The sequence below is a fragment of the Arthrobacter agilis genome, from assembly GCF_030816075.1.
GTDB classification, from domain to species: domain Bacteria; phylum Actinomycetota; class Actinomycetes; order Actinomycetales; family Micrococcaceae; genus Arthrobacter_D; species Arthrobacter_D agilis_E.
This window is the reverse complement of sequence record NZ_JAUSXO010000001.1, coordinates 3,120,974-3,139,670: the sequence shown is the minus strand read 5'-3', so window position 1 is coordinate 3,139,670 and position 18,697 is coordinate 3,120,974. Positions and strand designations below refer to the sequence as shown.

The following is an 18,697-nucleotide window of genomic DNA, read 5'->3' as shown; positions in this document are numbered from 1 at the left end:
AGGTTGTGCAACGCGAGTCCTGTCCCCTACAGTAGGCCGAAATAAATGAACGTCATTCATTTTATGGCGTAGGTCATGGTCGGAAGGACAGCATGCGCAACATCGACAGCGACGTCGTCATCATCGGAGCGGGTCCCTGTGGCCTGATGGCAGCCCGGGAGCTCACCCGCGCCGGACACACCGTGGCCGTGCTCGAGGCCCGTGACAGGGTGGGTGGCCGCACCCACACGGACATCATCGACGGGGCGATGCTCGAGGTCGGCGGGCAATGGGTGTCCCCCGATCAGACGGCCCTGATCGCCCTGCTGGAGGAGCTCGGCCTGGGGACCTACCCGCGGTACCGCGAGGGCGAGTCGCTGTACATCGGCTCCGACGGGAAGGCCACACGCTACACCGGCGACATGTTCCCGGCTCTTCCCGAGACCCAGGCGGAGATGGGCCGCCTCGTCGGGATCCTCGACGAACTGGCCGCCCAGATGGACCCTGCGGCACCCTGGGAGCACCCCCAGGCACGCGAGCTGGACACCATCTCGTTCCATCACTGGCTCCGGCAGCAATCCGGTGACGAAGAGGCCTGCAACAACATCGGTCTGTTCATCGCCGGGGGGATGCTGACCAAACCCGCCCACGCCTTCTCTGCCCTGCAGGCGCTCCTCATGGCGTCGTCGGCCGGATCGTTCTCGCACCTGGTGGACGAGGACTTCATCCTGGACAAGCGCGTGATCGGCGGGATGCAGTCCGTCTCGGAGCGCATGGCCGCCGAGCTCGGTGATTCCGTGTTCCTCGACAGCCCGGTCCGCACGGTGCGCTACTCCTCCGAGAACGGTTCCTCCCGGGTGGAGGTGGTGGCGGACGGCATCACCGTGACCTCCAGGTACGCCGTCGTCGCGGTGCCGCCCAACCTGTATTCACGGATCTCCTACGAGCCGCCCCTGCCGCGCCGACAGCACCAGATGCACCAGCATCAATCCCTCGGCCTGGTGATCAAGGTCCACGCCGTCTATTCCACGCCGTTCTGGCGGGCGCACGGGCTCAATGGAACAGGCTTCGGCGCCGGTTCCATCGTGCAGGAGGTGTACGACAACACCAACCACGATGATCCCCGTGGCACCCTCGTCGGCTTCGTGTCCGACGAGAAGGCAGACGCCATGTTCGAGCTCGAACCGGCAGAACGGCGGCAGCGCATCCTCGAGTCCATCGCCGAGTTCCTCGGCGCCGAGGCACTCACCCCGGAGGTGTACTACGAGTCCGACTGGGCATCCGAGGAATGGACCCGGGGGGCCTATGCCGCCAGCTACGATCTCGGCGGCCTCCATCGCTATGGCCGCCACCAGCTGACCCCTGTCGGCCCACTCCACTGGGCCAGCTCCGACCTCGCCGCGGAAGGCTACCAGCACGTCGACGGAGCCATCCGGATGGGACGGCAGACGGCCCAGGACATTCTGGCGGCGATGGCGGCGCAGGCCGTCAGCACCACGGCCTGAAACGTGGTCCGGGGTGCGGTGACCGACCCGTCGTCCAGAACGCGCCCACCAGGCAGATGCAGGAGAGCACCCATGACCTTCTTCCCCCGTTCCGATCCCCGCCGTGCCTCGACCGTGTCCCACGGAACACCGACGGCCCGTGCCGTACGGGACCGCATCAGGGATGCGGATCATCCCTGCCCGCCGCGCTGCGAGTACTGTTCCGGTCCGGAAACGGACTAGCACCGCGGGTCCGCCCGCATCGACCAACGCCCCCAGTCTGAGAGTCAGCCCGTGAATCACCCTGAAGCAACCCACCATCCGTCCGACACCGCATCCCCCCGTCGGAGTGCGCAGGCGCCGGCAACCCTCACGATGCCGCCGGAATGGGCACCGCACGCCCGCTCCTGGATGGCTTTCCCGCCGGCGAACGACACCTTCGGCGCGCAGGGCAGCGACACGCTCAGCCGGGCCCGTCACGCCTGGGTGCAGGTTGCCCGGACGATCGCCCGGTACGAGGCCGTCGTGGTGCTGGCCGACCCTGCCGACGCAGGTCTCGCCCAGGCGATGCTCGGGTCCCACATCACCGTTCACGGCGTTCCCCTCGATGATGCGTGGATCCGTGACTCAGGGCCGACCTTCGTCCACGGGAGCGACGGCCGCGTGGAGGCCGTGGACTGGATCTTCAACGGGTGGGGCGCACAGGACTGGGCACAATGGTCCAACGACGAGCACGTCGGGGAACGGGTCGCCGAGTTCGCCGGAACACCCCTGCACGCCAGTGCGCTGGTCAACGAGGGCGGGGGGTTCCACATCGACGGACGGGGCACCCTCCTGCTCACCGAGACCGTGCAGCTCGATCCGGGCCGCAATCCCACGGCGACGAGACGGAGCGTCGAGGCCGAGATGCACGACCGCCTGGGGACCACGCACGCGGTGTGGCTCCCCCGGGGGCTGAGCCGTGACTACGAGGAATTCGGGACACGCGGCCACGTCGACATCGTCGCCGCGTTCACGGCAGCAGGATCGGTCCTCGTGCACCGCCAGGACGACCGGCACCACCCCGACTACGAGGTCACACGCCTGATCAGGGCATCGATCGAGGCGGCGGTCGACGCCGACGGCAACGACTTCACCATCATCGACGTCCCGGCGCCCACCGTGATCCGCCACGACGACGAATTCGTCGACTGGTCCTACATCAACCACTACGTCGCGAACAACGTCGTCATCCTGTGTGCCTTCGACGACCCGAACGACGCCGTCGCAGCAGAGATCCTCGCTGACGCCTACCCGGGCCGCACGATCGAACTCGTCGATGCCCGGGACATCTTCGCCTTCGGCGGCGGGATCCACTGCATCACCCAGCAGCAGCCGACTACGGGGCCGGGCCTGGTGCACTGATGATCGACGTCGTCGAAGCGACCATCGCCGGGCTCCGGAGTGCGCTTGTCAGCGGCGCCGCGAGCAGCGAGGACCTGGTCACGGCCTATCTGCGGCGTATCGCCACGTACGATCACGCCGGGATCCGCCTCAACTCCGTGATCATCATGAATCCGACCGCGCTGGATGAGGCGCGCGCGTCCGATGCCCGCCGGGCCCGTGGAGAAACCCTGGGGCCGCTGGACGGCATCCCCTATACGGCCAAGGACAGTTACAAGGTCAAGGGCCTCACCGTGGCCGCCGGTTCGCCGGCCTTCGAGCATCTCGTCGCGCAAGACGACGCCTTCACCATCGAACGGCTCCGGGCCGGGGGTGCTGTGCTGATCGGCCTGACGAACATGCCGCCGATGGCCAACGGCGGCATGCAGCGCGGCGTGTACGGTCGTGCGCACAGTCCGTACAACGCCGGCTACCTCACTGCCGCCTTCGCCTCCGGATCATCCAACGGCTCCGGAACCGCGACCGCGGCGAGCTTCGCCGCCTTCGGACTCGCCGAGGAGACCTGGTCGTCAGGCCGCGCACCCGCCTCCAACAACGGCCTCTGTGCCTACACGCCGTCCTGGGGTGTCATCTCCGTCCGCGGCAACTGGCCCCTGGTGCCCACCATGGATGTCGTCGTGCCGCATACCCGCACCATGGCCGATCTGCTGGAAGTACTCGACGTCATCGTCGCCGACGACCCGCAGACGCGCGGCGACTTCTGGCGCCACCAACCCTGGATCCCCATCCCGCCGGCCTCGACGCTCCGCCCCGACTCCTACACCTCCCTGGAACCCCGCGATCCCGCTGCCGCCGGCGCATACCTCGCCGGGAAGCGGCTGGGCGTGCCCCGCATGTACATCAATGAGGATCCGGCAGCCGGGACGTCCTCTTCGCCGGGCATCGGTGGTCCGACAGGGCAGCGTATCGTCACGCGGGACTCGATCATCGCACTGTGGCAGCAGGCCCGGGGCGAGCTCGAGCAGGCGGGCGCCGAGGTCGTGGACGTCGAGTTCCCGGTCGTCTCCAACTACGAGGGAGACCGGCCGGGCGCACCGACCATCAGGACGAGGGGACTCGTCAGCCCCGAGTACCTGCACCACGAGATCGTGGATCTCGCTGCGTGGGCATGGCACGACTTCCTCCAGGCCAACGCCGATCCCGACCTCGCATCCCTGGCCGATGTCGACGGACAGCAGATCTTCCCCGCGGACCCTCGGGCGCTACCCGATCGGTACACGGGATTCGACGACGACATTGCCGAGTACCCCGACCACATTCGTCGGCACGGCACCCGCGACCTCCACGCCATCCCGTATCTCGAGGAGGGCCTGCACGGCCTGCAGGCGACCCGGCGCCTGGATCTGGAGGATTGGATGCGGGATCAGGGGCTCGACGCGATCGTCTTCCCGGCCGCCGCGGACATCGGGCCGGCCGACAGCGACTCCGATCCGGCATCCGCCGACATCGCCTGGCGCAACGGCGTCTGGGTCTCCAACGGAAACCTCGTTCCTCGACACCTCGGGATCCCTACCGTCACCGTTCCGATGGGTATCACCGCCGACCTCGGCATGCCGGTGGGACTCACCTTCGCCGGCACCGCCTACAGCGACACCGACCTGCTGCGCCTCGCCGCGGCCTTCGAACGCCGTGGAGCTCCGCGACGGGCCGCGCCTCCGCGAACCCCTCCCCTGAGGGACGCTGCCCGCAGCGTGGCCCCCGTCCTCCCGGAAGGGCACGTGGCACCGGGGGCCGACGTACTCACCCCCTGATCTGCTGCCCGGCGCCGGGCATCCCTGCGATCTCCTGCTGGTGCGGCGCGCGGGCGGTGACCAGGAGGGCCACGAGAAGCGCGGCGGCGGCGAGGATGAGCGCTCCGCTGCTCAGGGCCGTGGAGTATCCGTCGACGATGGCCTGGCTGGCGTTCGCCACGGCGTCGGTATCGCCGGCGGTGCGGGCCGTGTGGAGGGCCGCGAGGGCGTTCGGTAGCCGGCTCTCGGTGGTGGTGACGCTGATGGTGGACAGCGCTGCGATGCCGAGGGCGACGCCGATCTGCTGGGCTGCATTGAGCAGCGCCGAGGCGATGCCCGAGTCCTCCGGCCGGACGCCGGTGACCGCGGTGAGGGTCAGGGGCACGAAACTCAGGCCGAATCCGACGGCGACGGCGAAGATCCCGACCATGAGGTGCTGTACGTACCCGGAGGACGGGGTGATCGTCGACAGCCACAGGATCGCGGCGGTGGAGATGAGGATCCCTGCGACGGCGACGACGCGCGGAGCGAACCGGACGACGAGTTTCGAGGCGATGCCGGCGGAAACGACGATGCCGGCGCCGAAGGGCAGCCAGGCCAGTCCGGTGCGGACCGGGTCGTACAAGAGGATGTGCTGCATGAAGAGGGTCAGCAGGTAGAAGGTGCCCATGGGCCCGAAACTGACCAACAGCATGCCGAGGTAGGAGCCGATGCGGTTGCGGTCCCGGAACAGGCGCAGTGGCAGCATCGGATCCGTGCTGCGGGATTCGATGATGACGAACGCAGGCAGCAGGACACCGGCCAGGCCGAAGGCGATCAGCGTCATCGGGCCACCCCAGCCCTGTTCACCGCCCTGGATGATGGCGAAGACCAGGGCTGCGATCCCGCCCGTGCCGGCAGCCGCCCCAGGTAGATCGAGCCTGCCCGTGTGCCGCCGTGCGTCGACGAGGATCCGGGTGCCGGCGAGGAGGGCGAGCCCGACGGGGATGTTGATGAAGAACACCCACCGCCAGCCGAGCGTCCCTGTCAGCACGCCTCCCAGCAGCAGGCCCACGGTCACACCGAGGCCCGACATCGCGCCGTACAGGGCCAGTGCCTTGTTCCGGGCCTCGCCGGCAGGGAAGGTCGTGGTGATCAGCGCCAGGGCATTCGGCGCGGTCAGCGCGGCGCCGAGCCCCTGGGCCGTCCGCGCCGCGACGAGAACCGGGCCGGCGGGTGCGAGGCCCGCGACGACGGACGAGAGCGTGAACAGGCCGATGCCGATCTGCAGGATCCGCTGCCGGCCGAAGAGGTCACCGAGTCTTCCGCCGAAGAGCAGCAGACCTCCGAACGCCAGGATGTAGGCGTTGATCACCCAGGGCAGGCTCGCGGGAGAGATCCCGAGCTCGTTCTGGATCGAGGGCAGCGCGATGTTCGCGATCGAATCATCGAGCACCAGCATCAGCTGGGCGCCGGCAACCACCAGCAACGCCAGGCCAAGACGCCGGCTCTTCGCGGTAGGGGGTGCGGCTGTCGGACGTGGGGCGGGCGACGTCATGGGCATCGGGACTCCTCGGACAACGGGTGGCAGGTCTTGATACCCCTAGGGGGTATGCGCTACTCTTTATACCCCTGGGGGGTAATGGAAGCAAGCAAGAGCACCTCGGCGGATCCGATGAGTGGTCCGGCGGGCCGGCGAAGGAGAAGCAGATGAGTGAGAACATGCAGACGGCCCACCGTCACGGTGGGCCGTCGACGACGTCCTGGTCCATGGCGGCGACAGCGACCCTGCACTGCCTCACCGGGTGCGCGATCGGCGAGGTGCTGGGGATGGTGATCGGCACGAGCCTGGGCCTGCACAACCTGGCGACTGTCGTCCTGTCCGTCGCGCTGGCCTTCGTCTTCGGGTACGCGCTGACGATGCGCGGGGTGCTCCGGGTCGGCGTCCCCTGGCGCAGCGCCCTGAAGGTCGCCCTCGCGGCGGACACCGTCTCCATCGCCGTGATGGAGATCATCGACAACACCGCCATGCTCACCATTCCGGGCGCCATGGATGCCGGGATCTCTTCCGCCTTGTTCTGGGGTGCGCTTGCCGCCTCGCTGGCACTGGCCTTCGTCATCACGACACCCGTGAACCGCTGGCTCATCAGCCGCGGCAAGGGCCACGCCGTCGTCCACCAGCATCACCACTGATGCGGGCCGGGCTGCCGGACCGGGTGCGCGCTCGCGCCTGGTGTCAGTCGAGGGGTGGCGTGGCGGGTCGGGCGTCGAAGCGTCGCCTGTAACCGGTCGGCGTGGTGGAGAAGGCGGCTGCGAAGCCCTGGCGGAGGGTGACGGCGTTGCCGAACCCGCAGTCCGTGGCGATCTGATCGATCGACCGGTCCGTGGTCTCCAGCAGGCGACGGGCGGCGTCGAGCCGCCGCGACCGTAGCCAGGCGGAGGGTGTCGTCCCCGTGGAGGCCCGGAAGGCGCGGACGAACGTGCGGCGGCTCATGTGCGCCTGTTCCGCGAGGCGGTCGACGGTGAGCGGCTCGCGCAGATTGCCCAGTGTCCACTCGAGCAGGGTCGCGATCGGGTCGTCGGTGGACCGCTGGGACACCGGCTGCTCGATGTACTGTGCCTGTCCGCCCTCGCGGTGGGGTGCGATGACGAGACTGCGGGCCACCGTGTTCGCCGCGTCGGCCCCGAGGCGGTCCCTGACAACATGCAGGCAGGCATCCAGGCCCGAGGCAGTGCCCGCCGACGTCATGACGTCCCCGTGGTCGATGTACAGGACGGAGCGGTCGAGGAGGATGTCCGGGTGCCGCTCCGCCAGGGCGGGAAAGGCCTGCCAGTGCGTGACGGCCTGCCGGCCGGTCAACAGGCCGGCGTCCGCCAGGGCGATCGCACCAAGACACAGGCCCAGGACTGTCACCTTCTGCTGGTGCGCAGCCTGCAGCACGGCCCGCAGGGTGTCGCCCGGCTCGCGCCCGTCCTCGAACCAGGAGGGGACCACCACGACATCCGCCTCCGCCGCGATCCCGGGACCTTCGATCCCGGCCAGCCGGTAGCCCTCGGCCGTGCGGATCGAGCCGGGACGGTCGGAGAACAGCCTGGTCGTCCACTCTCCGAGACCCTGCCGCGTGACTTCGTCGAAGACCATCTGCGGGACCGCCAGGTGGAACATGGTCACGCCGTCGAAGGCATACACCGCTATCTGCACGATTCATCCTCCCGTGTGGCCCGGATCCATCGTACAGAGGCATGCGTGCCACTGGTGGCGCGGTGCTGCTCCCGGGAGGATGGAAGCAGCGCCAACCCGACGTGTGTCACCCATCGATCCAGGAGAAGCCCCATGAGCAACCCCCGCCGCGCCCTCGTTCTCGTCGACGTCCAGCAGCAGTATTTCGATGGTCTCCTCGAGATCCAGTACCCCCCGCACGAGCAGTCCCTGCCGCGGATCACGGCGGCCATCGACGCCGCCACCGCCGCCGGCATCCCCATCGCCGTCATCCAGCACACCGCAGGCGAAGGCGCTCCCGTCTTCGCTCCGGGCAGCCCCGAATTCGAGCTCCACCCCGAGGTCGAGACCCGGCGCACCGGAGCGTGGAAGAGCGTCGTCAAGCAGTACGGGTCCGTCTACGCGGGCACCGACCTCGCAGGGTGGCTGCACCAGAACGAGGTCGACACCGTCACCCTGGTGGGCTACATGACCAACAACTGCATCCTCGGATCAGCCGTCGAGGCGGAAGGCCTCGGATTCGCCACGGAAGTCCTCTCCGACGCCACCGGCGCGATCAACATCGCGAACGACGCCGGTTTCGCCGACGCCAGGACGGTCCACACGACCCTGCTCGCACTGCTCAACTCCAACTGGGCCTCCGTCGGCACCACCGAGGCCTGGACCGCGGCCCTGACCGCCGACCGGGCACTTCCCGGCAGCGACCTGGGCACCTCGGCGGCGGCCGGAGCGGCACAGGCCGTCCCCGCCTGACGGTCGGCCGCACCCCGTGCATCGCCGACCCGGTCCGACAGGGCAGGGCGAGGCCTCAGGGGACCTCGGCCCGCAGTGACGCGGGGTGGACGAGCATGCCCTGCGGTTCGCGGATCCACCACAGCCCTGTCTGCCGCTTCTCCTCCCGCGTCGCGAAGCGGTAGAGGAAGATCCGTGCCCGCACATAGCGGGGCCGTGCGCCGTCGAACGGGTTCTTCCGCAGCAGTTTCAGGATCAGCGGGTCCGCCCGGAGGAGCCTGACGAGGAACGGCGTGAACCAGCCGCCGTCGGACCCGAGGGCGAGGAACCACATCATCCAGTCCAGCCGCAGGTGGTAGGGCGCGAACTGGCGCGGCATGCGCGACGGGTCCCCCGGTTTGCCCTTGAACTCGTACTCGCGCCACTGCGCCCCGGGGCCGACGTCGTCGAGCGTGCCCTCCACGATCACCTCGTAGCGGGCCTGCGTGACGCTGCCGAACGCGCCGTACGCGTTGCCGAGGTGCCAGCGGTTGAAGGATGCGTTCATCAGTTGCCGGCGGGCGAACAGGTTCACCAGCGACGGCCAGCTCAGGTAGGCCAGGAGCAGCATCGCGAGGACGACGACGACCGTGAACCACAGCGGCGTCGGCGTGTAGGCGCCGGACATGTCCAGCGCCGGGAACACCGCCTCGTAGAAGGCATCGGGCACGGCGCCGAACGCCAGGATGATGGTCAGCGTATTGAGCCACGCGAAGTTGCCGGACAGCACCAGCCAGCCCTGGGTGATGATCATCACCAGTGCCGCGAAGCCCGCGACCGGCTGCGGGGTGAACAGGAGGAACGGCACGGCGAGTTGCGTGACGTGGTTCCCGGCGACCTCGATGCGGTGGAGCGGCTTGGGCAGGAGGTGGAAGAACCGGCTGGCAGGGTTCGGCATGGGCTGCGTCTCGTGGTGGTAGTACAGGGCCGTCAGGTCGCGCCAGGAGCGGTCGCCGCGCATCTTGATCATCCCCGCACCGAATTCGAGGCGGAACACGAGCCAGCGGATCATCAGCAGGACGAGGAAGGGCGGTGCCACCTCTTCGGACCCGAGGAACGCGACGATGAAGCCTGCCTCGAGGAGCAGGCTCTCCCAGCCGAACCCGTAGAACGTCTGGCCCACGTTCACGATCGAGGTGTAGAGCCACCAGATGGTGAGGAACGCCACGAGCGGCACCCAGGGCGGTCCGGCCTGCGGGAGCCCGAGGACCAGCAGGGCGGAGACGGCCGCGCCCGCCCAGGCGACGGTGAGCAGCAGGCGGTCGGAGTAGTGCCGGTGGAACAGCGAGGGGCCGGCCCGCTTGCCGGCCCGCTCGAGGAACACCGGGACGGGCATCAGCCCCTTCTCGCCGAGGAGCGCGGGGAACTGCGCCACGGCGGACAGGAAGGCGATCAGGTACACGGCGGCCACGCCGCGCTGCACGATCTGACGGCCCACCTCGTAGTCCTCCGCCGTCAGGACACCGGTCCACCACTCCATCCATCCAGCGTTCTATCCGCGGCGAGACGGCGTCAAGGAGGTACGGGCAGTCCGCGGGCGGCCGCGGCGTGCTAGCGGTCCGGCCGCTCTTCGGCGCCGGCGCGGTGCCCGTTCCGGGCCCGGGTCGGGTCAGCCGAGGTGGTCCACGAGGCGGGCCGCGATGCCGGTGTAGCGTGCGGGCGACAGGGCGAGCAGGCGCTGCTCCGCCTCGTCGCTGAGGCCGAGGCTGCCGACGAACTCCCGCATACGGTCCGCGTCCACCCGGTGGCCGCGGGTCAGTTCCTTGAGCCGCTCGTACGGGTCGTCGAGGCCGGGCACGCCCGCGATCGCCTCTGCCCGCATGACCATCTGCACGGCCTCACCGAGGACCTCCCAGTTCCCGTCGAGGTCGGCCGCGAGGACGTCCTCCGCCACGTCGAGCCGGGCGAGGCCCTTCGCGACGTTCGAGATGGCGAGCAGCGAGTGCCCGAGGGCCACGCCGATGTTGCGCTGGCTCGACGAGTCCGTCAGGTCCCGCTGCCAGCGCGAGGTCACGAGGGTGGATGCCAGGACGTCGAGGAGGGCCGAGGAGATCTCGAGGTTGGCCTCCGCGTTCTCGAAGCGGATGGGGTTGACCTTGTGGGGCATCGTCGAGGAGCCCGTCGCCCCCGCCACGGGGATCTGGGCGAAGTACCCGATGGAGATGTAGCTCCACACGTCGGTGCAGAAGTTGTGCAGGATCCGGTTGAAACGGGCGACGTCGGAGTACAGCTCCGCCTGCCAGTCGTGCGATTCGATCTGGGTGGTCAGGGGGTTCCAGGACAGACCGAGGCCCTCCACGAAGGACCGGGAGACGTCCTGCCAGTCGGCCTGGGGGGCCGAGGCGTAGTGGGCGGCGTACGTCCCGGTGGCCCCGTTGATCTTGCCGAGGAACTCCGTCGCGGCGACGCGCTCGAGCTGCCGGGTCAGGCGGTGCGCGACGACGGCCATCTCCTTGCCCAGCGTGGTGGGCGTGGCGGGCTGACCGTGGGTGCGGGACAGCATCGGGGTGTCCCTCGTGGACCGGGCCAGGTCCCCGATGGCGGCGACGAGGCTGCGTGCGGCAGGGAGCCAGGTGTCGAGGACGGCGCCCTTGATCCCGAGGGCGTAGGAGAGGTTGTTGATGTCCTCGGAGGTGCAGCCGAAGTGGACGAGGGGCTTCAGGCGGGCGATGCCCAGGCCCTCCAGGCGCCGCCCGATGTAGTACTCCACAGCTTTCACGTCGTGGACGGTGACGGCCTCGATCTCACCGAGTTCGGCCACGGAACCGGCGTCGAAGGACGTGACGACGGCCCTGAGGCCCGCCTCCTGCTCCGCGGTGAGCGGTTCCGTCCCGGGGAGGACGGCGTTGCGCGTGAGGTGGATCAGCCACTCGACCTCGACGTGCACGCGGTCCCGGTTGAGCGCCGCCTCGGACAGGAAATCGATGAGCGGGGCGACCGCCTCCCGGTACCGGCCGTCGAGCGGGCCGAGGGTCAGCGCCGTCCCCTCTTCTCGGGACAGTGCAGCGAATTCAACCCGGGGGAGTGCGGAGTCAGCCATGCCCCCATCCTTTCACGGCATCGGGGGCCGCCGCTGTCCACATACCGGCCGGCCCCGCCGCCCCGAGCGCGTCCCCTTCCTAGCGTGGAGGGACGCCAGGAAGGGGGACGGACATGGACGGCGGACCAGGCGGTGCAGGGCCCGGTGCTCCGAGCCTGCAGGTCGCGGCGATGGAGGCCGCCCTCCGGGGGCACGCGGAGCAGCTCGACGGTGTCCGCCGGCACGCGCTGGCGGTGTCCCTGCTCTCCTGGGAGTCGCCCGCCGGCTCGGCCTTCAGGGCCTACCTCTCCGAGCGCTGCACAGAGCTGTCCCGGACCATCGACCTGCTCGACGCGGCGGCGGCCGACCTCGGCGTCTACGGTCGGCTCCTCGGTGAGGCGGAGTTCCTGCCGGGGTGGGCGGGCTCCTGATGGACGGCCTCCGCCCGGTGGAGGGCGACGACGGCCCGCTGACCATCCGCGGCGGCGTGGGCGGCATACGGTTCCAGTGGGAGGAACTCGACGAGGCGGTGCGGGTGCTGGCGCTCCTCGCCGCCGACACCGGGGGACATCGCCGTCGCCCTCACCTACCTCGACCGCGACCTCGCCGAGCTGCCCTGGCGGATCCTCCACCTCCAGCCGCCCGGGGGTGTGGCGGGACCGTCCTACCAGGCGGCCCTCGCGCACCTCGACGCCGCCTGGGCGTCGGCACTGGCCGACGGGCGGGCCCTGTCCTCCACCCGGGACCGGTTGAGTGCGAGCCTGCGGGCCTACCAGGTGGCCGACGGCGTGGCCGTCGCGGCCACCGAGGCCGCCCGCACCCGGAATGCGGTGCTGGCGCGGGCCCTCGCCCGGGAAGCCGTCGCCAGGGGACTGCTGGACGTCGGTCCTGTCCAGGTGCGGGCCGGAGACGTGGGCGCGGTGGTCGCCTTCGACGGCACGGTCGCGGGAGTCCTCGATCGCCTCGCCACCGTCGAGGCCGAGGACCCGGGGACGTTCGAGGTGCTCCGGGCGGGTACGCCCGCGGACCCCGTCTTCGTCGTCGCCCTCCCTGGCACGCAGGCGGGAGGCGGCCGCGGGCCCGGCAGCAATCCGTTCGACGCGGGCGGGATCGCGGAGGCCGTCGGGGAGGACAGCCGGTACACCGATGCCGCCGTGCTGGAGGCCCTCGACCGGGCGGGCGCCCGGGACGGGGACGCCCTCATCGTCGCGGGGTACAGCCAGGGCGGTCTCCACGCCGTGAACCTGGCCGGTTCGGGCGCAGTGGGGGAGCGGTTCGACGTCCAGCTGGTCCTGACCGTCGGCTCGCCCACGGGGATGCAGGCAGCGGGGGCGGGCGAATACCTCTATCTCGAGCACCACGACGACATGGTGCCGCGGCTCGACGCGCTGCCCAACGGCGACGGCCGTCACCGGACCACCGTCGTGCTCGACACCCCGGTACCGGGCCCCGGTCGCCGGGATGACGGCCCGCCCGCGCCCGGGGGCCCCGGACCCGCCCACGCACTGGACAACTACGCGGTCGGGGCGCGGCTCGTGGACGCGAGCGATGCCCCGTCCCTGGCGCCGGCGGCGGCCCTGCTGGCCACGGCGGCGGCGTCCGGGACGGCCCGCCGCTACTCCTTCACGGCCAGCCGGCGCCCTGCCCAGGCCCGGACCGGGGAGCCGGGGAGCCCCCGCAGGCCCGGGGCGGCGGGTCTAGGCTAAGCCCATGACGTCGATCGATGACCTTCCGGCAACGCCTTCAGACCCCGCACACGCGGACCCCCGCAACGAACCCGGCATCCGGCCGCGCGGTGTCCTCGGGAAGCTCCCGCGCTACGCGGCCGGCAAGCCTCCCGTCGTGGTCGAGGGGTTGGAGAGCTTCAAGCTCTCCTCCAACGAGAATCCGTTGCCGCCCCTTCCCGCGGTACTCGAGGCGATCGCTGCCGAGACCTCGATCAACCGCTACCCGGACCCCCTGACGACGGCCCTGCGGACCGAACTGGCCGCGTACCTGGGCGTGCCCCCCACCGACATCGTGACCGGGGCGGGCAGCCTCGGCGCCCTGAACCAGATCCTCGCCACCTTCGCCGGGCAGAACGACTTCGACGCACCCGACGAGGTGGTCTACGCCTGGCGTTCCTTCGAGGCCTATCCCATCAGCGTGGGCCTCGCCGGTGCCGCAGGCGTGCAGGTCCCGGTCCGGGCCGACGGGCGGCACGACCTCGAGGCCATGGCACGGGCCATCACGGACCGCACACGCGTGGTCCTGCTCTGCACGCCCAACAACCCCACGGGCCCGATCCTCACGCGGGACGAGGTGGTCGGCTTCCTCGCGAACGTGCCTGCGCATGTCGTCGTCGTGATCGACGAGGCCTACCAGGAGTTCGTCCGGGACGCCGACGCCGTCGACGGGATCGCGCTCTACCGGGACCACCCGAACGTGATCGTCCTCCGCACCTTCTCGAAGGCCCACGGACTCGCAGGCCTGCGGGTGGGGTATTCCGTGGCCCAGCAGGGGCTCACCGAGCACCTGAGGGTCAGCGCGGTGCCGTTCGCCGTGTCCCAGGTCGCCGAGCACGCCGCCGTGACATCGCTCCGGCACATCGACGAGGTCGAGGCCAGGGTGCAGTCCATCGTCGATGAGCGGACCCGGGTGGTCGACGGCCTGCGGGACCTGGGCTGGACCATCCCCGAGGCGCAGGGGAACTTCGTGTGGCTGTCCCTCGGCGAGCACACCCAGGACTTCGCCGCGAAGGCCGGGGAGCGTGCCCTGTCGGTCAGGGCCTTCGGTACCGAGGGGGTCCGCGTCTCCATCGGGGAGGAGGCGGCGAACAGCCGGTTTCTCGAGTTGTGCGGAGAGTACAGCCACCGTCCCGCGGCGTGGTGACGCGGGCTGATGCCGTCTTAAATAGGCCCACGCGTGCGCGCTGACTAGGCTTGGTCAAGATGCCGCCGGGAGATATGTTCCCCGGTGTATGACTTACGCAAAACATTCTTCTTGCGGAATGTATAGTGCCGGGTGAGGAGCAGGGATGAACAGCAGTCGATTGCCGGCAGCGGAATTCGAGGTCGAGGAAGTCGTGCGCGCCACGCATCCCGTGGATCCCGACCGCCCGGAACCCGGTGTGACGGCACTGCAGGTCCTCGCCCCCGACGGGACGATGGCCCGCGGCCTCAGCGCGCGGATCGCCGGCGAGCAGGTTGACTTCTCGCCGTACCTCGCCGTCGACGACGCCGACCACCTGCGATCGCTGTACCGCGACATGTTCCTGATCCGCCGCTTCGACCAGGAATCCACGGCCCTGCAGCGCCAGGGCCAACTCGCCCTCTGGGTCCCGCTCACCGGGCAGGAGGCCGCGCAGATCGGCTCCGGCCGTGCGCTCGCCCCGCAGGACTACGCGTTCCCCACCTACCGGGAGCACGGCGTGGCCCTGACCCGCGGCGTCGAGCTCTCCGAGATCCTCCGCCTGTTCAGGGGCGTGACGAACGGCGGCTGGGATCCCCGCGAGCGGAACTTCCACCTGTACACGCTCGTGCTCGCCGCGCAGTCCCTGCACGCCGTCGGCTACGCCATGGGCCTGCAGCGCGACCAGCTCGCCGACCCGTCGCTGCCCCCGGGCGCGTCCGTCGCGTACTTCGGCGACGGTGCGAGCTCGGAGGGCGACGTCCACGAGTCGATGGTGTTCGCCGCGTCCTTCAACGCCCCCGTGGTGTTCTTCTGCCAGAACAACCAGTGGGCCATCTCGGTCCCGTCGAGCGTGCAGGCGAAGGTGCCCCTCGCCCAGCGGGCCGAGGGCTACGGCTTCCCCGGTGTCCGCGTGGACGGCAATGACGTCGTCGCCGTCGAGGCCGTCACGCGCTGGGCGCTCGAGCACGCCCGCTCCGGCAGGGGCCCGGTGCTGATCGAGGCCTACACGTACCGGATGAGCGCCCACACCACGGCCGACGACCCCACCAAGTACCGCCTCTCCCAGGACGAGCAGGAGTGGCAGCCCCGCGATCCGCTGGCCCGCCTCGAGACCTATCTCCGGTCGGCGGGCCTGGCCGACGACGCGTTCTTCGACGGCCTCGGCGCCGAGGCCGCCACCATGGCCACGGACCTCCGCCGGGCCGTCCTGGCCATGACGTCCCCCGACCTCGCCGACCGCTTCGCCGCGGTCTACGCCGAACCGCACCCGCTGATCCAGGAGGAGCTGCGGTTCTTCCAGCAGTACGAAGCCGGGTTCGCCGATGAAGGGAAGCACGCCTGATGGCGACGATGACCATTGCCAGGGCGATCAACGAAGGGCTGCGGGCGTCGCTGGAGAACGACCCGAAGACGCTGCTGATGGGCGAGGACATCGGTGAGCTCGGTGGCGTCTACCGCGTCACGGACGGCCTGAAGAAGGACTTCGGCGCCCTCCGGGTGGTGGACTCGCCGCTCGCGGAGTCCGGGATCATCGGTACCGCGATCGGGCTCGCCCTGCGCGGCTACCGCCCCATCTGCGAGATCCAGTTCGACGGCTTCGTGTTCCCCGGGTTCAACCAGATCACGACGCAGCTCGCGAAACTCCGGACCCGCAGCGACGGCATGCTGAGCGCGCCCGTCGTCATCCGCATCCCCTACGGAGGCGGGATCGGCAGCGTGGAGCACCACTCGGAGTCACCCGAGGCGCTCTTCGCGCACACCGCCGGCCTGCGCATCATCACGCCCTCGAACGCCCAGGATGCCTACTGGATGATCCAGCAGGCCGTCACCTGCGAGGACCCCGTCATCGTCTTCGAGCCCAAGCGCCGCTACTGGCTGAAGGGCGAGGTGGACACGTCGGCCCCGGCCGGGGACCCGTTCGCCGCCCACGTCCTGCGGTCGGGGACGGACGCCACCATCGTCGCGTACGGTCCCCTGGTGCCCGTGGCGCTCGCCGCGGCCGCGGCCGCGGAGGAGGACGGGCGCAGCGTCGAGGTGATCGACCTCCGCTCCATCTCGCCGATCGACTTCGACACCGTCACCGAGTCGGTGACCCGCACGGGCCGCCTGATCGTGGCCCATGAGGCACCGACCTTCGGCGGGATCGGCGGGGAGATCGCCGCACGCATCTCCGAGCGCGCGTTCCTCTCGCTCGAAGCGCCCGTCATCCGCGTGGGCGGCTTCCACATGCCCTACCCCGTGGCCCGCGTGGAGGAGCAGTACCTGCCGGACATCGACCGCATCCTCGAGGCACTCGACCGTGCCTTCGCATACTGAAGGACCCCCATGACGCTCAATACGTTCAACCTGCCCGACGTCGGTGAGGGGCTCACCGAGGCGGAGATCGTTCAGTGGAAGGTGGCACCCGGTGCCACGGTGGCCGTCAACGACATCATCTGCGAGATCGAGACCGCGAAATCGCTCGTCGAGCTCTCCTCGCCCTACGCGGGCACCGTCGCCGAGCTGCTCGTCGCCGAGGGCGAGACCATCGAGGTGGGCACGCCCATCATCTCCGTCGACGACGCAGCCTCGGTTCCGGCCGGCGGCCAGGGCGACGGCCAGGGCGCTAACGCCTCGCAGGACACGACAGCGCACGACGGCGGTTCCGGCACGAACGACGGCCAGGTCCTCACGGCGGACGCCGAGACGACAGAGGACCGCACCGGATACCGGGGGGCCGCCGACGACGCTCCGGTGCCCGTGCCGGAGATGCCGGGAGAATACGCGAGCCCCCGGGTAGGCACGGCCGCGGCGCCGGGCGCCGCCCCGGCCGCCTCGGAGACCGCTCCCGGACCACTCGTCGGCACGGGACCGAAGGCGGACGCCGTCAAGCGCCGCCCCCGCAAGCCGCAGGCAGCGCCCGGTGGAACGGAGGGTGCGACACCCGGAGCGGCGAGCACCCCTCCGCCCGAGGCACCGGTCCGTCCCGGAAGCACACCCCAGGACGCCCCTGCCCAGGCATCGGCCGGCCGGCAGGCCTCCCCGCCGGCGGACGCGGAGCAGCCCGCCCGGGTCAATCCGCTGAACCAGCTCATCAACCGCGTGCTGGCCAAGCCCCCCGTCCGCAAGGCCGCCCGGGACCTCGGCATCAACCTGGCGGACGTCCCGGCCACCGGGTCCGCCGGCGAGGTCACGAAGCAGGACCTCATGAGCTACCAGTCCCAGCGCGACGCCGAACAGGACGGCGCCGATTCGTTCTGGGCGGACCGGAAGCTGCTCGGCGGCGGACGGATCGAGCGCATCCCCGTGAAGGGCGTGCGCAAGGCGACGGCCCGGGCGATGGTGCAGAGCGCCTTCACGGCCCCGCACGTCAGCATCTTCGTGGACGTCGACGCCTCCCGGACCATGGAGTTCGTCAAGCGGCTCAAGGCCTCCCGCGACTTCGAGGGCATCAAGGTCTCACCCCTGCTGATCCTCGCGAAGGCGGTCATCTGGGCGGCCGCACGCAATCCGTCGGTCAACGCGACCTGGGCGGACGACGAGATCCTCGTGAAGCACTTCATGAATCTCGGCATCGCCGCGGCGACACCGCGTGGGCTCATGGTCCCCAACATCAAGGACGCCCAGGACCTCTCCCTCAAGGAGCTGGCGCTGGCACTGAACGATCTCGCGACGACGGCGCGGGCCGGCAAGACGCAGCCTGCCCAGATGCAGGGCGGGACGCTGACCATCACCAACATCGGGGCCCTCGGCATCGACACCGGGACGCCGATCATCAACCCGGGCGAGGTGGCGATCGTGGCGTTCGGCACGATCAAGCAGAAGCCCTGGGTGCTCGACGGCGAGGTGATCCCGCGCTGGATCACGACGCTGGGCGGTTCCTTCGACCACCGTGTGGTCGACGGTGACCTGAGCGCCCGCTTCATGGCCGACGTCGCGTCGATCCTTGAGGAGCCCGCGCTGCTCCTCGACTAGGGTGGGGTCATGAACCAGCCCCTTCCCGGCAAGGGCCCGCCGCGTCCGCGCTACCCGCTGAGCAGGCTCCTGCTCGTGGTGCTGATCGGGTTCGTCGCGTCGATCGCCCTGCAGGCGGCCTTCCCGGGGCTGGGCACGGTCGCGAGGCTGTCCATCCTGCTGATCGTGGCGGCGCTCATCTCCATCGTCGTGACGCTGCGCCAGCAGAAACGTCCGCCGCGGTGAC

The 18,697-nt window shown here is 70.2% G+C and carries 16 protein-coding genes; 12 read left to right on the top strand and 4 right to left on the bottom strand.

Annotated elements, in window-relative coordinates:
• Window positions 1-92: 92 nt before the first annotated feature.
• From QFZ50_RS14760 to QFZ50_RS14750, 3 genes are all read left to right on the top strand, one after another.
• The gene (locus QFZ50_RS14760) at window positions 93-1,484 is read left to right on the top strand and encodes a flavin monoamine oxidase family protein (protein WP_307085423.1); all 1,392 of its coding nucleotides are present in this window, start codon (window positions 93-95) and stop codon (window positions 1,482-1,484) included.
• Between the two features lie 354 nt (window positions 1,485-1,838).
• Complete coding sequence (locus QFZ50_RS14755) at window positions 1,839-2,867, top strand: agmatine deiminase family protein (RefSeq protein ID WP_373462281.1); 1,029 nt, start codon at window positions 1,839-1,841, stop codon at window positions 2,865-2,867.
• Window positions 2,867-4,657, top strand: a complete 1,791-nt coding sequence (locus QFZ50_RS14750) for an amidase (RefSeq protein WP_307085419.1) — start codon at window positions 2,867-2,869, stop codon at window positions 4,655-4,657. The genes QFZ50_RS14755 and QFZ50_RS14750 overlap by 1 nt, the downstream gene beginning before the upstream one ends.
• Here the strand turns inward: QFZ50_RS14750 and QFZ50_RS14745 are convergent.
• On the bottom strand, window positions 4,647-6,179 hold the full coding sequence (locus QFZ50_RS14745; RefSeq protein WP_307085417.1) for an MFS transporter: 1,533 nt from the start codon (window positions 6,177-6,179) through the stop codon (window positions 4,647-4,649). The two genes, QFZ50_RS14750 and QFZ50_RS14745, sit on opposite strands and share 11 nt — an antisense overlap.
• Before the next feature lie 146 nt (window positions 6,180-6,325).
• Here QFZ50_RS14745 and QFZ50_RS14740 point away from each other — a divergent pair, with 146 nt between their 5' ends.
• Window positions 6,326-6,808 (top strand): DUF4396 domain-containing protein, encoded by a 483-nt coding sequence (locus QFZ50_RS14740; RefSeq protein WP_307085416.1) that lies wholly within the window; start codon window positions 6,326-6,328, stop codon window positions 6,806-6,808.
• 43 nt (window positions 6,809-6,851) lie between these two features.
• Here the strand turns inward: QFZ50_RS14740 and QFZ50_RS14735 are convergent, their stop codons facing one another.
• Window positions 6,852-7,817: a GlxA family transcriptional regulator gene (locus QFZ50_RS14735; protein ID WP_307085414.1), complete on the bottom strand. Its 966-nt coding sequence runs from the start codon at window positions 7,815-7,817 to the stop codon at window positions 6,852-6,854.
• Window positions 7,818-7,949: 132 nt separating this feature from the next.
• Here QFZ50_RS14735 and QFZ50_RS14730 point away from each other — a divergent pair, with 132 nt between their 5' ends.
• Window positions 7,950-8,588, top strand: coding sequence for an isochorismatase family protein (locus QFZ50_RS14730; RefSeq protein WP_307085412.1), 639 nt, complete (start codon window positions 7,950-7,952; stop codon window positions 8,586-8,588).
• Between the two features lie 55 nt (window positions 8,589-8,643).
• On the opposite strand, the gene QFZ50_RS14725 is transcribed toward QFZ50_RS14730, so the two are convergent.
• Together QFZ50_RS14725 and purB are read right to left on the bottom strand one after the other, a co-directional pair.
• Entirely contained in the window at window positions 8,644-10,086 is a 1,443-nt protein-coding gene (locus QFZ50_RS14725) for a lipase maturation factor family protein (RefSeq protein ID WP_307085409.1), read from the bottom strand.
• A gap of 129 nt (window positions 10,087-10,215) precedes the next feature.
• The gene (purB, locus tag QFZ50_RS14720) at window positions 10,216-11,646 is read right to left on the bottom strand and encodes an adenylosuccinate lyase (RefSeq protein ID WP_307085407.1); all 1,431 of its coding nucleotides are present in this window, start codon (window positions 11,644-11,646) and stop codon (window positions 10,216-10,218) included.
• 113 nt (window positions 11,647-11,759) lie between these two features.
• Here purB and QFZ50_RS14715 point away from each other — a divergent pair, with 113 nt between their 5' ends.
• From QFZ50_RS14715 to QFZ50_RS14685, 7 genes are all read left to right on the top strand, one after another.
• Window positions 11,760-12,056 (top strand): hypothetical protein, encoded by a 297-nt coding sequence (locus QFZ50_RS14715; RefSeq protein ID WP_307085405.1) that lies wholly within the window; start codon window positions 11,760-11,762, stop codon window positions 12,054-12,056.
• Window positions 12,057-12,275: 219 nt separating this feature from the next.
• Window positions 12,276-13,331 (top strand): hypothetical protein, encoded by a 1,056-nt coding sequence (locus tag QFZ50_RS14710; protein ID WP_307085403.1) that lies wholly within the window; start codon window positions 12,276-12,278, stop codon window positions 13,329-13,331.
• 4 nt (window positions 13,332-13,335) lie between these two features.
• Window positions 13,336-14,496 (top strand): histidinol-phosphate transaminase, encoded by a 1,161-nt coding sequence (locus QFZ50_RS14705; RefSeq protein ID WP_307085400.1) that lies wholly within the window; start codon window positions 13,336-13,338, stop codon window positions 14,494-14,496.
• Window positions 14,497-14,641: 145 nt separating this feature from the next.
• Complete coding sequence (pdhA, locus tag QFZ50_RS14700; RefSeq protein ID WP_307085398.1) at window positions 14,642-15,859, top strand: pyruvate dehydrogenase (acetyl-transferring) E1 component subunit alpha; 1,218 nt, start codon at window positions 14,642-14,644, stop codon at window positions 15,857-15,859.
• Window positions 15,859-16,833 carry an alpha-ketoacid dehydrogenase subunit beta gene (locus QFZ50_RS14695; RefSeq protein WP_307085396.1) on the top strand — a complete coding sequence of 325 codons (975 nt, stop codon included), beginning with the start codon at window positions 15,859-15,861 and terminating at the stop codon, window positions 16,831-16,833. Before pdhA ends, QFZ50_RS14695 begins: the two co-directional genes overlap by 1 nt.
• Before the next feature lie 9 nt (window positions 16,834-16,842).
• A complete protein-coding gene (locus QFZ50_RS14690) occupies window positions 16,843-18,471 on the top strand; it encodes a dihydrolipoamide acetyltransferase family protein (protein WP_307085395.1) in 1,629 nt (542 codons plus the stop codon).
• A gap of 9 nt (window positions 18,472-18,480) precedes the next feature.
• Complete coding sequence (locus tag QFZ50_RS14685; RefSeq protein WP_307085394.1) at window positions 18,481-18,696, top strand: hypothetical protein; 216 nt, start codon at window positions 18,481-18,483, stop codon at window positions 18,694-18,696.
• Window position 18,697 lies beyond the last annotated feature (1 nt).

What these genes read in the sequence shown, in the direction of transcription:
- QFZ50_RS14695 (WP_307085396.1), top strand. Translation starts at nt 15,859, where the DNA reads ATGGCGACGATGACCATTGCCAGGGCGATCAACGAAGGGCTGCGGGCG.
- QFZ50_RS14750 (WP_307085419.1), top strand. Translation starts at nt 2,867, where the DNA reads ATGATCGACGTCGTCGAAGCGACCATCGCCGGGCTCCGGAGTGCGCTT.
- QFZ50_RS14690 (WP_307085395.1), top strand. Translation starts at nt 16,843, where the DNA reads ATGACGCTCAATACGTTCAACCTGCCCGACGTCGGTGAGGGGCTCACC.
- QFZ50_RS14760 (WP_307085423.1), top strand. Translation starts at nt 93, where the DNA reads ATGCGCAACATCGACAGCGACGTCGTCATCATCGGAGCGGGTCCCTGT.
- QFZ50_RS14705 (WP_307085400.1), top strand. Translation starts at nt 13,336, where the DNA reads ATGACGTCGATCGATGACCTTCCGGCAACGCCTTCAGACCCCGCACAC.
- QFZ50_RS14685 (WP_307085394.1), top strand. Translation starts at nt 18,481, where the DNA reads ATGAACCAGCCCCTTCCCGGCAAGGGCCCGCCGCGTCCGCGCTACCCG.
- QFZ50_RS14725 (WP_307085409.1), bottom strand. Translation starts at nt 10,086, where the DNA reads ATGGAGTGGTGGACCGGTGTCCTGACGGCGGAGGACTACGAGGTGGGC.
- QFZ50_RS14715 (WP_307085405.1), top strand. Translation starts at nt 11,760, where the DNA reads ATGGACGGCGGACCAGGCGGTGCAGGGCCCGGTGCTCCGAGCCTGCAG.
- purB (WP_307085407.1), bottom strand. Translation starts at nt 11,646, where the DNA reads ATGGCTGACTCCGCACTCCCCCGGGTTGAATTCGCTGCACTGTCCCGA.
- QFZ50_RS14730 (WP_307085412.1), top strand. Translation starts at nt 7,950, where the DNA reads ATGAGCAACCCCCGCCGCGCCCTCGTTCTCGTCGACGTCCAGCAGCAG.
- QFZ50_RS14740 (WP_307085416.1), top strand. Translation starts at nt 6,326, where the DNA reads ATGAGTGAGAACATGCAGACGGCCCACCGTCACGGTGGGCCGTCGACG.
- QFZ50_RS14755 (WP_373462281.1), top strand. Translation starts at nt 1,839, where the DNA reads ATGCCGCCGGAATGGGCACCGCACGCCCGCTCCTGGATGGCTTTCCCG.
- QFZ50_RS14745 (WP_307085417.1), bottom strand. Translation starts at nt 6,179, where the DNA reads ATGCCCATGACGTCGCCCGCCCCACGTCCGACAGCCGCACCCCCTACC.
- pdhA (WP_307085398.1), top strand. Translation starts at nt 14,642, where the DNA reads ATGAACAGCAGTCGATTGCCGGCAGCGGAATTCGAGGTCGAGGAAGTC.